General features: G+C 57.6%; 13 protein-coding genes. 5 read left to right on the forward strand and 8 right to left on the reverse strand.

All coding sequences use genetic code 11. The annotated features are described in order from the left end of the window. Nucleotides 1–51: 51 nt before the first annotated feature. Both SADFL11_RS03705 and SADFL11_RS03710 read right to left on the reverse strand, forming a co-directional pair. Nucleotides 52–816, reverse strand: coding sequence for an FKBP-type peptidyl-prolyl cis-trans isomerase (locus SADFL11_RS03705; protein WP_040452142.1), 765 nt, complete (start codon nt 814–816; stop codon nt 52–54). A gap of 148 nt (nt 817–964) precedes the next feature. Continuing rightward, a complete protein-coding gene (locus SADFL11_RS03710) occupies nt 965–1,540 on the reverse strand; it encodes a MarR family winged helix-turn-helix transcriptional regulator (protein WP_008192672.1) in 576 nt (191 codons plus the stop codon). A 232-nt stretch (nt 1,541–1,772) separates the two neighbouring features. Here SADFL11_RS03710 and SADFL11_RS03715 point away from each other — a divergent pair, with 232 nt between their 5' ends. Further along, nucleotides 1,773–2,747: a DMT family transporter gene (locus SADFL11_RS03715; RefSeq protein ID WP_008191646.1), complete on the forward strand. Its 975-nt coding sequence runs from the start codon at nt 1,773–1,775 to the stop codon at nt 2,745–2,747. A 237-nt stretch (nt 2,748–2,984) separates the two neighbouring features. Here the strand turns inward: SADFL11_RS03715 and SADFL11_RS03720 are convergent, their stop codons facing one another. The 4 genes from SADFL11_RS03720 to SADFL11_RS03735 form a co-directional block, all read right to left on the reverse strand. Then, complete coding sequence (locus SADFL11_RS03720) at nt 2,985–3,356, reverse strand: hypothetical protein (protein ID WP_050775954.1); 372 nt, start codon at nt 3,354–3,356, stop codon at nt 2,985–2,987. 52 nt (nt 3,357–3,408) lie between these two features. Next, complete coding sequence (locus tag SADFL11_RS03725; RefSeq protein ID WP_008195196.1) at nt 3,409–4,305, reverse strand: ROK family protein; 897 nt, start codon at nt 4,303–4,305, stop codon at nt 3,409–3,411. 2 nt (nt 4,306–4,307) lie between these two features. Beyond that, the gene (locus SADFL11_RS03730) at nt 4,308–5,030 is read right to left on the reverse strand and encodes a class II aldolase/adducin family protein (RefSeq protein WP_008196857.1); all 723 of its coding nucleotides are present in this window, start codon (nt 5,028–5,030) and stop codon (nt 4,308–4,310) included. A gap of 257 nt (nt 5,031–5,287) precedes the next feature. Beyond that, nucleotides 5,288–6,223: a pirin family protein gene (locus SADFL11_RS03735; protein ID WP_008193254.1), complete on the reverse strand. Its 936-nt coding sequence runs from the start codon at nt 6,221–6,223 to the stop codon at nt 5,288–5,290. Between the two features lie 159 nt (nt 6,224–6,382). Here SADFL11_RS03735 and SADFL11_RS03740 point away from each other — a divergent pair, with 159 nt between their 5' ends. After that, entirely contained in the window at nt 6,383–6,988 is a 606-nt protein-coding gene (locus tag SADFL11_RS03740) for a thiamine phosphate synthase (protein ID WP_008189452.1), read from the forward strand. Between the two features lie 389 nt (nt 6,989–7,377). Here the strand turns inward: SADFL11_RS03740 and SADFL11_RS03745 are convergent, their stop codons facing one another. Further along, on the reverse strand, nt 7,378–8,259 hold the full coding sequence (locus tag SADFL11_RS03745; RefSeq protein WP_008192612.1) for a LysR family transcriptional regulator: 882 nt from the start codon (nt 8,257–8,259) through the stop codon (nt 7,378–7,380). Between the two features lie 333 nt (nt 8,260–8,592). Between SADFL11_RS03745 and SADFL11_RS03750 the strand changes: the two genes are divergently transcribed. Continuing rightward, entirely contained in the window at nt 8,593–10,092 is a 1,500-nt protein-coding gene (locus SADFL11_RS03750) for a CoA-acylating methylmalonate-semialdehyde dehydrogenase (RefSeq protein ID WP_008191117.1), read from the forward strand. Between the two features lie 67 nt (nt 10,093–10,159). Here SADFL11_RS03750 and SADFL11_RS03755 read toward each other — a convergent pair whose 3' ends face one another. Then, complete coding sequence (locus tag SADFL11_RS03755; protein ID WP_008190133.1) at nt 10,160–10,480, reverse strand: hypothetical protein; 321 nt, start codon at nt 10,478–10,480, stop codon at nt 10,160–10,162. Nucleotides 10,481–10,715: 235 nt separating this feature from the next. On the opposite strand from SADFL11_RS03755, the gene cydD reads away from it, so the two are divergent. Both cydD and cydC read left to right on the forward strand, forming a co-directional pair. Beyond that, on the forward strand, nt 10,716–12,521 hold the full coding sequence (gene cydD, locus SADFL11_RS03760) for a thiol reductant ABC exporter subunit CydD (protein WP_008191332.1): 1,806 nt from the start codon (nt 10,716–10,718) through the stop codon (nt 12,519–12,521). Further along, a complete protein-coding gene (cydC, locus tag SADFL11_RS03765; protein WP_008194426.1) occupies nt 12,518–14,203 on the forward strand; it encodes a thiol reductant ABC exporter subunit CydC in 1,686 nt (561 codons plus the stop codon). The genes cydD and cydC overlap by 4 nt, the downstream gene beginning before the upstream one ends. The last annotated feature ends 89 nt before the right edge of the window (nt 14,204–14,292 follow it).

Below are 14,292 nucleotides of genomic sequence, written 5' to 3' on the forward strand. Positions count from 1 at the left end.
CTGCGGGCCCTATGGAAATCTTGGACCCGGTGCGAAACTCGACATTTATTGTCAGCAGAGCCAGCAGTTCTCGGGCTGAACAGCCTCTGTGACGTTTCCGCCGCCTGAAATCCAGCTCGTGATGCCTTGGGTTACATTCGCGACCTGAGTAAAGCCCGCCTGTCCGGCAAGGTACTCCGACAGGGCTTTGCTGCGTGCGCCCGTGCGGCACAGGAATATGACCTCATCGCCGGGGCCGGAGATCAGTGATTGGAGTTCCTTGCCGAAATTCGGGTTCGGGTTGCCGGACCCATCGAAAAAAGTCACCAGATGGGTGCCGGGAATGACACCGGTCTGTTTCCATTCATCCGGGCGGCGGATGTCGATCACGGTCGCTCCTGCGGCCAGGCGCTCCTTGAGCTGGTCATTGTTGAGTTCAGAGAACTTCTTGCCTTTGACATCCAGAAGCTCGATTTCGAATTTGAGGGTGGCATTCGGTGGAATGACACCACCGGCGCCGGATGCGCCATAGGCAAGATGCGGCGGGATGATCAGTTCGCGCTTGCCACCGACCTGCATGCCTTCAACGCCCTGTTCCCAGCCCGGGATCACCCGGCGTTCGCCGAGCGTGAAGGAGAACGGTGTGCCCCGGTCGAGGCTTGAATCGAACTTTGTGCCGTCCATCAGCCAGCCGGTGTAATGCACGACGACGGTCTCGCCGACATTGGCTTCTTCTCCGGTGCCTTTTTCGATGTCCTTGATTTGCAATTCTTCCTGTGCAGCAGCTGGTAGGATAAACAGTGTTGCGGCAAGGATGTGAGCGATCCACTTGATCATGTCGGGGTCCATTTGTCCGAAAAAAATTTCGCGCCGACCGTCGATCATCTCCCGCTGAAATGCAAATCAAGGTGCGTTGATTGGGGCCGCGCCTATTGCCGCACCAATCTACGATCTGTGGCCGGTTGTCTGTTGTCTTGCGGGCGGATCAGCCGGTCTTCTTCTCATTGGCCGTGCGGATGAGTTTCTGAAGGAGATGGCCGAGTTGCTGCTGTTCCTCTTTGCTCAAACCGTCGACCGCCGCAGCCTGCGCTTCCACATAATCCGGCATCATGCCTTTGACGAGGCTTAGTCCCTTGTCCGTTACACAGACGGTCAGTGCCCTGCGGTCTTCCGGATGTGGGCAGCGTTCAACGAGACCGGCTTTTTCCAGTTTGTCGAGCCGGGCTGTCATACCGCCAGAGCTCATCATGGTGGTCCGGTAGAGCTCGGTCGGGGTGAGCTTGTAAGGCGGACCGGAGCGGACGAGCGTCGCCAGAACGTCGAACTCCCCGAGTTTCAAGCCGATCTTGGCATAGGCCGGGGTCAGGTAATCGGTGGTCATCATTTGTGAGGCTTCGTTGATCCTGCCGAGAACCACCATTGGGGTCAGTTTGTCTGCGATCTCCGGCACTTCCTTTTGCCATTGCTGGCGGGCGCGCTCTGCCCGGTCCATCAGAAGCTCTTCAGGATCCCCGAACATGTGATCCGGGTTTTTTAAGCGCGGAGACGGCGATTTGGACATCTTGCTTCCTGGTGTGGGCGCGCCAGTCTGTCTAGCGAACAGATCTGCGCTGCGCAGCGAGTTTCTAGATCATTGATTTCCTGACTTAAAATTGCGCCAGGAGCTGGAGCTTGTCAATCGACATCAAGAAGCTTTATAAAAAGTATCTTGATATAAAGATAAAACTCCCTATGTTGACAATCACCTGCCGTATTGCAGCGGCTGAGAAACTGTTTCTGAGAAGGATTTTCAAATGTCGGATACGTTTAAAACCCTGCCGTCACAGGCCGGGGAAGTGCCCCGGCAACAACCGAGCCTCCTGACCCGGTTTTACGACAACCCGTTTTTACTTCTTCTGATCGTTGGCAGCTTTCTGGCCGTCTCCGTTGTGTTCGCCAAAGCCGGTCCGATGGTGGGATGGCATCCGCTGGGACTGTTGCAATGGGCCATCATTGGCGGCGCGGCGTTGCTGTGGAGCGGGACGCTGCTCGCCGGTGTCGAAAGCGGTGCCCGGCATCGGGCCTCCCGTGCGGCGAAGCTTCGCCTCCTGAAATATCTCTTCGTCACGGGCATTTTGTTTATTGCACCCAACATGATTGCGGTGGTCGCCGCTCCTGAAGTCGGCGCGAGTTTTGTGTCGCTGAGTTATGCGTTTCCGCTGGTTCTGACCTACGCGTTTGCGGTGCTCATTGGGCTTGAGCGGTTCCAGTTTCTGCGCAGCATCGGTGTTCTGGCGGGTCTTGCCGGAGGTGTTCTCTTGGCAGGCGGCGGGGCCGGGGTCTCTCCCGAGGCATCCTTTTGGGCCATTGTTACACTCGCAATCCCGGTGTTCCTCGCCGTTGGAAACATCTACCGGTCTCTGAAATGGCCGGATGGCGCGACCCCCATCGAACTGGCCCTTGGCATGATGGTCGTGGCGTTCATCGCGCTGGCAATTTTCAACGCGGTCATGGGAATACCGGTCGGTCCGGCTGAGTGGACGTCCGCAGCGCTTGGCCTTTTGCTGGCACAGATCCTGGCCTTCTCGGTGCAATACGGGCTTTATTTCCGCCTGCAGCAGGTGGCCGGTCCGGTCTACCTCAGCCAGATTGGCTCCGTGGCTGCCATCGCGGGCCTTGGTCTCGGGTATCTTGTCTTCAGCGAAGTGCCCAATCTTGCCAAACTCGGCGCCATCGCTGCCGTCGCCCTCGGCATCGTGTTTGTCACGCTCGGAAAGGGGCGCAGTTGATCAGCCCCTCTTAAAAGCCACATAAAGTCACCAAAACGCTGTCCCGGCCTCGCGCCGGGACCGTACCGTTTCAGTTAAAGAGGCTTTGGTCCCGGTTCGCGCTTTGCTTGACCGGGACGGCGGAAGACCAGCATGAAAATGTGCCCCAGAAAATCAATCGTTCCAAAGCCAGCCAGCGCCGCGAATGCCGGAGCTATCGCCGTGCTTGGCCTTGCGGATGGGCGATCCCTGGAATTTTTAATCCAAGTGAGAACCGAACTTCTCGATCCAGCCATCTTCGGTGTAGAGCTCTCCGCAAAGACCGTCACTTGTCTCCGCAACATTGATCACCGATCCGTCTGAGGCTTTGAACAACAGTTCGAGTGTATCGTAGTTGTTTTCGAGCATGAAGAGAAACTCGTGGAGGCAATCATCAATAGTGGCTTCCACGATTTGCCTGAGTTTTTCTTTATGTTCAGGGCTTGAGGCTAGCGCTTGAATGGTATCGTGACGATTTTTTTCCACGCGGATGGAGCCGTTTTCTATCTGCCTATACGCCCACTGAGTTCGGTTTCTAACAGCTGAAATAAACAGTTCTCCGAATTGGTCTAGAGGATCGTATTGGGTCATAATTTACCTAAATATTTGATATTAAAATCTGTGCCTTAGAGAATTGACCTGACTAGTCGTTCCACAGCCAGGCAGCACCGCGCACGCCGGAACTGTCGCCGTGCTTGGCCTTGCGGATGGGCGTGTCATAGGTGTCTGAAAAGACGTAAGGCAGCATGGCGTCCGGCAGGTCGTCATAGAGCTCTGCAATGTTCGACATCCCGCCGCCCAGGACAAAGACATCCGGATCCAGCAGGTTGGCCGACATGGCCAATGCCCTTGCCAAGCGGCTCACGTAATCCTGGTAGACCTTGGTGGCGACCGCGTCCCCGGAGCGCTTCAAGTCGATGATCTCATGACCTTTCAGCGCGGTCCCGGTGCGTTCTTTGTAGTCCCACTGAAATCCGGTTCCGGAGCACCACAGGTCAATGACGCCCTTATGGCCGATCCAGCTGTCGGGTCCTGGAAACTCTTCCGCCGTCATCCAGGGCAGGGCGATGCCGCCCCATTCCCCGCCAATGCCATTGGCGCCGAGATGGGCCTTGCCGTCAATTGCGATGCCGGATCCCGATCCCGTGCCGATGATAATGGCGTGCACGATATGTGCGCCTGCGCCAGCGCCGTCCGTTGCCTCGGAGACAGCCAGGCAATTGGCATCGTTCTGGATGCGGACCGGACGGTTGAGGGCGGCTTCCAGATCCTTGTCGAGCGGCTTGCCATTCATCCAGGTGGAATTGGCGTTCTTTACAAGGCCGGTTTTGGGGGAAAGCGATCCGGGAATGCCTAACCCAAGCGAGCCGGTCTGACCGGTTGCGCTTTCGGCGGCGTCGACCAGATCCTTCACCACCCGGATACAGCCTTCGTAATCATCTTTCGGTGTCGCGCTGCGCTTGCGGAACAGTTCGGTGCCAGCATCGTCCAGCGCGATGATCTCGATCTTTGTTCCACCCCAATCAATTCCAAGACGCATGTTCAGCCCACCCGTTTTGGCAATTCGAATGCAGCGGACTGACCGTCTTTGAGGTCGCCCGCCTGTTTGCCGTAAGTTTTGAATTTCTTGAGGATGTCGGCCATCTCTGCCGCATCGAGGATCACCGGTTGTCCAATCGCCAGTGCGGAAAGATATTGGTCCGCAAGGTCCTCAACGCCCTCGGCAACCGACAAGGCTTTCTTGAGTGTTGCCCCGCCGGCAATCTGGCCGTGATTGGCCAGAAGACATGCGTTTCGATCCCCAAGGGCGTCAATCATGGCTTCGGAGAGGGCACGGGTCCCAAAACTCTCGTATCGGGAACAGTCTATCCGATCCCCCCCGGCAAGCGCCACCATGTAGTGGAAGGCCGGAATCCCCTTCCGATGACACGCCAAGGCTGTCGCGCGTGGGCTGTGACAATGGACGACCGCGCCGCAGCCGGGTTTCGCCAAATAGAAGTCCAGATGCATGCGCCATTCCGAAGAAGGCAGAATGTCACCGCGGTAACACCCCTGCATATCAACGGCGACGATCTTCTCCTCAGTCAAATCTTCATAAGGTGTGCCGGACGGAGTGATCAAAAAACCGTCCTCTGTGCGTGCACTCACGTTCCCGGACGTGCCCTTGGTAAGCCCCAGTTTCGGCAAGGCCCGTGCCGTCTCGATGACTTCCGCGCGGAGCGCATCGGCGTCTTTGGGAAAGACAGGCTGAGTTTGGGCGGTCATGACAACTCCTTGAAACCAGTCCGTTCTGTATAAAGACCGGAGCGCGGGCTTCAAGAGACTTGGCGGTGGCTACTAGTTTCCGCACCGGTTTTGCAAAAGAAAACCGGGCCGGAATTAGGTGTTGCAGTTTGTATTGGTGCACCAATCAATTAGCTGTCCCGGCCTTGAGCCGGGACCCGTAATCCGTAACAGGTTGGTCCCGGATCAAGTCCGGGGCAGCATTGGAAAACAGCCGCGTTGCGCGCCTGCAGTTGATGCTAAGGCCCGGGCCGGTCGGGCAGGGGAATGAACTCCTCTTCGTCGCCCGGCACGATGTCGAACCGTCCCTGACGCCAGTCTTCCTTGGCCTGTTCGATCCGTTCCTTGGACGAGGAAACAAAATTCCACCAGATGTAGCGTTCGCCGTCCATCGGCTCGCCGCCCATCACGACAAACCGTGCGGGTGCCGGAGAAGTGTTTTCGATGACAAGGTTATCGCCCGGTTTGATGACCATCAGCTGCGCCGGATCGAAAGTCTGTCCGGCAATCGTGATCTGCCCGGAGATCGTGTAAATGCCGCGCTCTTCCCAACCTGCATCCAATGGAACCTTTGCGCCCGGCTCCAGTTGAATGTCGGCATAGAACATGTCCGAAGCTGTTTTGACCGGTGCCGTATGGCCGTAAAGCGATCCGGCAATCAGTTTGACTGACGCGCCTTGATCGGAAAACTCCGGCTGTTCGTCCGTGCCATGGTGCTGAAACGTGGGATCCGTTTCTTCCAAGTTTTTGGGCAGTGCCACCCAGCTTTGCAGGCCAAAGAGAGGACGCTTTTCATTGAGGCGTTCCGGCCGCTCGCGCTCGGAGTGGACAATGCCCTTCCCAGAGCTCATCCAGTTGAGTGCGCCGGGCGCAATGGCGATTTCGGTGCCGAGGCTATCCCTGTGGTACATTTCGCCTTCAAACAGATAGGTGACGGTTGCAAGGCCAATGTGCGGGTGCGGGCGGACGTCAATGCCGCCGCCGACCAAAAGCTCTGCCGGACCCATCTGGTCGAAAAAGATGAACGGGCCGATCATCCGGCGCTTTGCGGATGGCAGCGCCCGGCGGACCGAGAAACCGCCAAGATCTGATGTGCGTGGCACGATAATCGTCTCGATCGGATCGCAGCTTGCAGCGTCTCCCGGAGTTGGATCCGGGCAATTCAACCAGCTCATGGGTCTCTCCCAATGTCACGTATGATTTTCTTCTCACCATAGATAGGGGATGTGCGCCGAAAGTGTCCATTGAACAGTCCGTTTCGGTCTTGAGCAGTGATCTGCGAGCAGTATAACGGATTGGAAATTTGCCTAATGCCGCTATCTTCTTGAGCCAGTATGAAACTCGATCCCTTTTATCTCATCGTTGACAGCACTGACTGGATTGCCCGGCTGGTGCCGATCGGCGTGAAACTTGTGCAGCTGCGCATTAAGGACCAACCGGAAGAGGAAATCGCCCGGCAGATCCGCAACGCCAAAAGCATCTGCGCAGATCACGGTTGCCAATTGGTCGTGAACGACTATTGGCGGCTCGCTATTTCCGAAGGCTGTGACTTCATTCATCTGGGTCAGGAGGATCTGGCGGATGCTGACGTTGATACGATCCGTAACGCGGGCTTGAAGCTGGGCGTTTCCACTCACGATGGCGCGGAGCTTTCAACGGCCTTGGCAGTGCAGCCAGAGTATGTGGCGCTCGGCCCGGTCTATCCAACGGTTACCAAGAAATTGAAATGGGCGCCGCAGGGGCTGGAAAAGATCACCCGCTGGAAAGCGGACATCGGCGATCTGCCCCTGGTAACAATCGGCGGATTGACCGTTGAACGTCTTTCGGGTGTCTTTGAACACGGGGCGGACAGCGCCGCGGTGGTGACCGACATCACACGGAGCGCCGACCCGGAGGCGCGGACTCGCGAATGGATCTCTGCAACGGAACAGTGGCGGTAGGCGTCAGCGGTGGCCAATTCGTAGACTTAACGATAAGCATCCGGATTAAGGATTGCCTCAGTTGTCACCCCGCGCGAACGTAGTGAAGACCCGGGGTCTACGCGTTCCCAGAGAGTTCACTGGAGGAGCCGAGCTGGAAGATGTAAAAACATCCTTCCTCATGCTGAGGAAGTCCGAAGGACTGTCTCGAAGCATGGGCAGCCAAGGTTCGTGTTTGTTGCCCATCCTTCGAGACGCCGCACAGCGGCTCCTCAGGATGAGGTCCGTGTTTAAAGAGTGCGGTTCGTTGGAAGTCTGACAGACCGCTTGCCCTACGGCTAGCATCGAGGCGAGTGGGCCCCGGCTCGGCGCTATGTTTGACCGGGGAGGCACTCTGAATGTTCGAAAAACTACCCGAACATGTTCTTGTCGTGCGCGACTTGCTCGCGCAGGAAGTCCTGTACGGCCGCGACGTGGCGCAAGGGGCGGGAGCTCTCGTGGGTGACCATCCAATAGGCGCGTTTCAATTTCATGTCCGGTAGTATTGGCACAAGACATGGATCTGCGCGGGCGATGAAGTCGTGCAGGATGCCAATCCCAGCTCCGGCCTTGACGGCCTCTGTCTGGCCGAGTGCGGAGGCAATTTCGAACCGCGCGGTCCAGCCCTTGAAGAACTCCGCCCCATAATTGAGCGAAGCCGAATAGAGTAGGTCCTCCACGTACCCGATCAGATCGTGCGCGCTTAGATCGCTGGGAGTTTCAGGTATGCCGCGTTCCATTAGATAGGTCTTGGAGGCGTAGAGCCCGAGGGCGTAATCGACCAGTTTTCCAGCGATAAGGCGGCCCGTTTCCGGCCGCTCGATGGTGACGGCGATGTCTGCCTCCCTTCTGGACAGGGAGAAAGAGCGGGAAACCGGAACAAGCTGAACTGTGAGACCCGGATGCTGGCGGGTGAGCAGGCCGAGGCGCGGGGCAAGGTACGCCACCCCGAACCCGTCTGGTGCACCAATGCGTACGGTGCCGGAAATCTCCGGTGTGTCGTCGCCAAGATCGGCTTCAGCTGCCAGCGCTGCGGCTTCCATCATCTCGGCGCGGTCGAAAAAACGGCTGCCTGCATCGGTCAAGACGCAGCCTGAGGTCGAGCGGTCAAAGAGCCGTGCTCCGAGACTGCCCTCCAAGGCGGTCAACCGCCGGGCGACGGTGGCATGGTTGAGACCCAATCGTTTGGCTGCCGCCAGGATCTGCCCCGTGCGGGCCACGCCCAAAAAGATGCGAATGTCGTCCCAGTTCATATGGTTTAGTCTTTGTTGTCGCCCGGACGCGGCGCAGCGAAGATCCGGGGTCCACTCGATTGCAGAGTGGCTGGTTTCGTTTTCGGCGCGGGTAGGCCCAGCTCCGGCTCCGCTTAGCCGGGGTGACAGTGGGGTGGTGTTTTCGCCCGGTTTGTGATGCCTAATTATTATCAAGCTATTATGGAGTATGTGCAATCTAACTATAATAAATGCACAACGGATGCGGATTTTCGGTTCTTGTAGAATGCAAAAATAAAAGCGAAAACAGCTGCAGCTTAATTTCGGTGGCGCTTATCAGCTGCCGTTGGTTTTGACGTTTTGGGAGAAACAAACATGGAAAAGATCGGTCATTTTATTGGCGGCAAACAGGTTGAGGGCACCTCGGGCCGCTATGCAGACGTCTTTAATCCGGCAACCGGTGAAGTTCAGGCGCAGGTCGCGCTTGCTACCACCGCCGAGATGGAAGCTGCCGTTGCCAACGCTGCCGCCGCGCAGCCGGCCTGGGCCGCGCAGAACCCGCAAAAACGTGCCCGCGTAATGATGAAGTTCGTGGATCTCATCAACCGCGACATGGACAAGCTGGCCGAGAAGCTGTCTTCCGAACACGGCAAGACCTTTGTTGACGCGAAGGGCGACGTGCAGCGCGGTCTGGAAGTGATCGAGTTTTGCATCGGCGCGCCGCATCTCCTGAAAGGCGAATTCACTGACAGTGCGGGCCCGGGTATCGACATGTACTCCATGCGCCAGCCGCTGGGCGTTGTTGCCGGGATCACCCCGTTCAACTTCCCAGCCATGATCCCGCTCTGGAAAATGGGCCCGGCACTTGTTGCCGGTAACGCGATGATCATGAAGCCGTCCGAGCGCGATCCGTCCGTTCCGATGATGCTGGCAGAACTTCTGAAAGAAGCCGGCTTGCCGGACGGCGTTTTGAACGTCGTCAACGGCGACAAGGAATCCGTCGATGCGATTCTGGACAATCCGACCATTCAAGCTGTTGGCTTTGTCGGCTCCACGCCGATCGCCCATTACATTTATCACCGCGCTGCCGAGAATGGCAAACGGGCGCAGTGCTTCGGCGGTGCCAAAAACCACATGATCATCATGCCGGATGCGGACATGGATCAGGCAGCGGACGCTCTTGTTGGTGCAGGTTATGGCGCGGCAGGTGAGCGCTGCATGGCGATCTCCGTTGCCGTTCCGGTTGGTGATGAAACCGCAGACCGCTTGATCGAAAAACTGGTCCCGCGCGTCGAGGCACTGAAAGTCGGTCCATGGACTGCCGGTGACGACATCGATTTCGGTCCGGTCGTGACCAAGGCCGCACAGGAAAACATCCTGCGCTTGATCAACTCCGGCGTCGACCAGGGCGCGAAGCTGGTCGTCGACAATCGTGACTTCTCCATGCAGGGCTATGAAAACGGTTTCTTCGTTGGGCCGCACCTGTTCGACCACGTCACCAAGGACATGGACATTTACAAGACCGAGATCTTCGGTCCGGTGCTGTCAACCGTCCGTGCCAAGACCTACGAGGAAGCCATTGGCCTTGCCATGGATCACGAGTATGGCAACGGCACCGCGATCTTCACCCGCGACGGTGACACGGCCCGCGACTTTGCCAACCGGATCAACATCGGCATGGTCGGCATCAACGTGCCGATCCCTGTGCCGCTTGCCTACCACACGTTCGGCGGCTGGAAGAAATCCGGCTTCGGCGATCTAAACCAGCACGGTCCGGATGCCTTCAAGTTCTACACGCGGACAAAAACGGTGACGTCCCGCTGGCCGTCCGGTATCCGGCAGGGGGCGGAGTTCTCCATTCCGACGATGAAGTAAGTCTTGTTTAAACCGACAGTTTGAGGAGCGGGCGGACCATCTGGTCCGCCCGTTCTCATTTGTAGCTTCAGGCGGCGGCCGTCATCTTGGCCTCGACTATCCGGTCGGCGGTGTAATGTGCCATTGACACGAGACCATCGATTTCAGCCATGATGGCTTTGAAGCCTGGATCAGACATGACTTTCTGCCCGGCGGCTTTGGCCGTTGCCAAGTCGCGCCACATGACAACATCGGCAAAGAGACCTGCGTCGTCGCAGGCCTCATAGGCGGACCAGGACAAAAAGCCCTCATAATTGCGAACTACGTCCTGCGCTGCGCGCCTGGCAATGCGCGCCTTTGCGAGGTCCTTGACTTTGAAAACCACCAGTTCGAGGCACGGAGTTGTCATGACGGATTACCCTTTTCGGTTTTGCTGTTGCGGAAACAATGTCCGCTGACTTTGTTGCATAGGCCTCCTGCCAGCTTCCTGTCAGGAGAAACCGCTGATGATTGGGGTAAAATCCGCGCTCAAACCTTGGGTTAGATGGAAATTTCGAAAAACCGCGTGTAAGAGTCGTTGAAACAAGACAAAGGGGCAAAAAGCCTCAGTGACATCGCGGGGGGAGCGCGGCGATAAGCAGTCCATGACAAAAGGGAATACCAAACGGGCAAGAAAACTGGGCGCGAGCATGACGACTGCCGATGCGGCTGATGGGCCGATCGGCGTGCCGGATGATGCCTGCGCGAAGGCTCTGCGGCGTGCCGGATTGCTTTTGGCGTTCGCCGATCTCATTTGGATTGCCCAGGCCGGGTTGATTGCGTTTGCTGCTGCGCTGTTGCTTGAACCCTTTTTTGGTCCGGCAAGCGCAGACATCTCCCTTGAAAGCTCTGTTCCGGTTCTCGTTGCCGGTTTCGGTGTCATATCGCTGGCGTTTGTTCGCATGGTCTTGCAGACAAGGGGCATGAATTCGGCGCGCCGGGCAGCCCGGAGTGTGCAAAGTGCGGCGCGAACCCGGTTGCTTAAAGCTGCCGTTGAAGTTTCGCCCGCGGCAGCTTTTCCATCTTCTGGTGCCTTTGCCGCCCATTTGACCGAGCAAGTGGATCTACTTGGGCCGTATTACCAAAACTATGTGCCGCAAATGATGCGGGTGAAGGTCGTTCCGCTAGTCATTGTTGTGGCAGTGCTGCCCGTCAGCTGGATTGCCTCTCTCATTCTGCTGATCTGTGGCCCGTTGATCCCGGTCTTCATGGCCCTGATTGGTATGCGGGCCAAAAAAGCCAGTGCGCACCAGCAGAACGAACTGACACGGCTGAGCGGGACGTTGCTGGACCGGATCAGAGGGTTGGAAACGCTCACTCTGTTTGGTGCACTTGATCGCACGTTGCAAAGTGTCAATGACGCTGGAGAGCGGTTCCGGTCCGGCACAATGAATGTCCTGAAGATCGCGTTTCTGTCTTCGACGGTGCTGGAGCTTTTTTCTGCGCTTGGGATCGCCTTTGCCGCTGTCTATATCGGTTTTTCGCTCCTTGGAGACATCTCGATCGGTACTTGGGGTGCGCCGCTGACGTATGGCGGCGGGCTCTTTGTTCTGTTGCTTGCACCGGAGTTTTTCGCACCCTTGCGTGGATTTGCAGCCGCCTACCATGACCGGGCAGCAGGTTTGGCAGCTCTGGAAAGCCTTGCCGGTCTTGAAGACAGCTTTCCGGCACCCGAGGCAAGTCATGCTGAAAAGAGCGAAGCGGTCACGTTCCATGTCGGAAGCAGCGTACCAACCATCCGGTTTGAGGACGTTTCGATCCGGTTCGGCGAGCTGTCTGTCTATGATGGTCTCACATTGGATATCCCGTCTGGCCAAACGCTTCTGCTGTTTGGTCCGAGCGGTAGCGGCAAGACAACGCTGATCGACTGTATCCTGGGTTTCCACACACCAGCAGACGGTGCCGTAACAGTTGATGGGCAGGCGCTGACAGCAGCAGTGGCCAAGGAATTGCGCCAGAGCGCTATGTGGCTCGGTCAGTCGCCAAAGCTGTTTCATGGCTCGATCAAAGCCAACTTATCGCGGGGCGCGGGACCTGGCGAAACCGTCAGCGACGATGACCTCTGGAACGCTCTTAGGCTTGCCGGTGCGGAGGGACTGGTCCGTGGGTTACCGCGCGGACTCGGCACACAGCTGGGCGAGGATGGTTTTGGCCTTTCTGTTGGCGAGATTCGGCGGATTGCGCTCGCAAGGGCTGCCGTGCGCAAATCGGCCAAACTCCTTTTGGCAGATGAGCCGACGGCAGGACTGGATGATGAGACAGCTGCAGACGTGATCTCCGGGCTGCAAAAGCTCTGCGCCAGCCGGACCGCGGTCATTGCAACGCATAACCCGGCCATACTGGCTCTTCCGGGGCAAAAGATAGATCTTGCCCGTTTGGCTGGAGCGAAAGTTTTGGAGACATCCGGATGAACGCTGTTTTGAGCTTTGTCTCCCGTCACTTTCGGCACAACCGCCTGTCCTTTTGTCTCGGGATTGCAGCTGCGCTGGTTCCGGCAATTTCCGGCCTTTTGCTGTTGGGTGTTGCGGGCTGGTTCATCACGGCCGCCGGTATTGCCGGGGCAACAGGCGTATTTTTGAACATCTTTGCCCCGAGCGCCATGATCCGGGCCTTGGCGATCTTGCGAACGGCTGGCCGGTACGGCGAGCGGATTCTGACCCATGACGCGACATTCCGCTATCTCGCGGATCTGCGCACAAAGCTCTTTGCCGCCATGGCGTCGCGTTCCTTGTCCGGACAGCGATCCGGTTTGCTGTTGAACCGCCTGACCATCGACATTTCCGCTCTGGACGGTGTTTATCTCCGGCTGGTTGTTCCTTTTGCGGTGATTTCGACGGTCTCGCTCGCGGCTCTTGCGATCTGGTTGTTCATGCCGGCGCTCGTATTTGCCGCTGGCGCGGTTTGCCTCAGCGGATGGTTCGGGCTCGCAGTCTATGCGGTCCGCAGTGCCGACAAAAAACTTGCCCGCCGGGCGGACGCGGCGAATGAAGCAATGCGTTTGAGAGCAACCGATATGGTAACCGGGCGCCGGGATCTTGCGGTGTTTGGTGGGCTGGAGCCCGTTGCGGAAACCATTCGGCAGGCGGATGAAAGCCAAGGAGCAGCGGAAGATCTGGAAGATCGCCGAGCGGTTCGCTTGACCGGGTTTTCGGCCGCGCTCGGACAGATGTTCGTAGCCCTGATGCTGGTGGCCGTTTCGCTCTCTGTCATGACGGATGACATCTCTCCAGGCCTGGGCATTGCGCTTGTCCTTGCAGCCATAGCCTTTCCGGAGATTATTGGATCCATTCTGCCAGGGCTTGCAAAACTGCCCCGTATTGCCTTGGCGGCGGACCGGACAAGCACTCTTCTGGCGCCGTCTCAATCGGACAAAAGAGCGGGTGTCGACCAAAGAAACGACAACAACCGGGAAGAGCCGGTCACCGGTTCAATTCTGAAATTCGAGACGGTGTCATTCGGTTATACGGGGGCTGAGCGCACGGTTCTGGAAAATCTGTCCTTTGAACTTGCAGAGAAAGAGACGCTGGCAATCGCCGGGCGCAGTGGATGCGGCAAGAGCACCGTCGCCGCGCTCGCCTCCAGAATGCTGGTTCCGGGCAAGGGCCGTATTCTATTGAACGGCCGGTATCTGGCGGATGTCGCCGAAGCAGAACTTCGGTCACGCGTCACGGTCTTGAGCCAGCGACCTCATCTCTTCAATGATACGGTCGGTGCGAACCTCAGGATTGCGAACCCGTCTGCAAGCGATACCGAACTCTGGATCGCGCTGGCGCAAGCGGCCATCGCCCAGCGGATCTCTGAAAGTCCGGATGGACTGGATGCGGTCATCGGGGAGGGGGGGCTTGGCCTCTCAGGCGGGGAACAGCGGCGGATAGCTTTGGCACGTGCGTTTTTGACCAATCCGGATCTGTTCATCCTTGATGAGATGACGGAAGGACTGGACACGGCGACGACGATTGATGTCCTTGAGCGGTTCTTCTCGTTCCGGGGACGCGCTGCGGTTCTCATGATCGCGCACAAGCGTGTTGAATTGGAGACGGCCGGCAGTGTGTTGTTTCTCAATCAGAGAAAGGCCGATCTTGCTGCGGAATAAAGTGATGGCGGATTATCTCGCATTTGTAATTTCGTATTCTTTTTTATGTAGTTAGACGCCCAGCTATATCGTTTGGCTGCATTGACCTC

It is taken from the genome of Roseibium alexandrii DFL-11 (genome assembly GCF_000158095.2).
Classification (GTDB): Bacteria; Pseudomonadota; Alphaproteobacteria; order Rhizobiales; family Stappiaceae; genus Roseibium; species Roseibium alexandrii.

What these genes read in the sequence shown, in the direction of transcription:
- SADFL11_RS03705 (WP_040452142.1), bottom strand. Translation starts at nt 816, where the DNA reads ATGATCAAGTGGATCGCTCACATCCTTGCCGCAACACTGTTTATCCTA.
- SADFL11_RS03710 (WP_008192672.1), bottom strand. Translation starts at nt 1,540, where the DNA reads ATGTCCAAATCGCCGTCTCCGCGCTTAAAAAACCCGGATCACATGTTC.
- SADFL11_RS03715 (WP_008191646.1), top strand. Translation starts at nt 1,773, where the DNA reads ATGTCGGATACGTTTAAAACCCTGCCGTCACAGGCCGGGGAAGTGCCC.
- SADFL11_RS03720 (WP_050775954.1), bottom strand. Translation starts at nt 3,356, where the DNA reads ATGACCCAATACGATCCTCTAGACCAATTCGGAGAACTGTTTATTTCA.
- SADFL11_RS03725 (WP_008195196.1), bottom strand. Translation starts at nt 4,305, where the DNA reads ATGCGTCTTGGAATTGATTGGGGTGGAACAAAGATCGAGATCATCGCG.
- SADFL11_RS03730 (WP_008196857.1), bottom strand. Translation starts at nt 5,030, where the DNA reads ATGACCGCCCAAACTCAGCCTGTCTTTCCCAAAGACGCCGATGCGCTC.
- SADFL11_RS03735 (WP_008193254.1), bottom strand. Translation starts at nt 6,223, where the DNA reads ATGAGCTGGTTGAATTGCCCGGATCCAACTCCGGGAGACGCTGCAAGC.
- SADFL11_RS03740 (WP_008189452.1), top strand. Translation starts at nt 6,383, where the DNA reads ATGAAACTCGATCCCTTTTATCTCATCGTTGACAGCACTGACTGGATT.
- SADFL11_RS03745 (WP_008192612.1), bottom strand. Translation starts at nt 8,259, where the DNA reads ATGAACTGGGACGACATTCGCATCTTTTTGGGCGTGGCCCGCACGGGG.
- SADFL11_RS03750 (WP_008191117.1), top strand. Translation starts at nt 8,593, where the DNA reads ATGGAAAAGATCGGTCATTTTATTGGCGGCAAACAGGTTGAGGGCACC.
- SADFL11_RS03755 (WP_008190133.1), bottom strand. Translation starts at nt 10,480, where the DNA reads ATGACAACTCCGTGCCTCGAACTGGTGGTTTTCAAAGTCAAGGACCTC.
- cydD (WP_008191332.1), top strand. Translation starts at nt 10,716, where the DNA reads ATGACAAAAGGGAATACCAAACGGGCAAGAAAACTGGGCGCGAGCATG.
- cydC (WP_008194426.1), top strand. Translation starts at nt 12,518, where the DNA reads ATGAACGCTGTTTTGAGCTTTGTCTCCCGTCACTTTCGGCACAACCGC.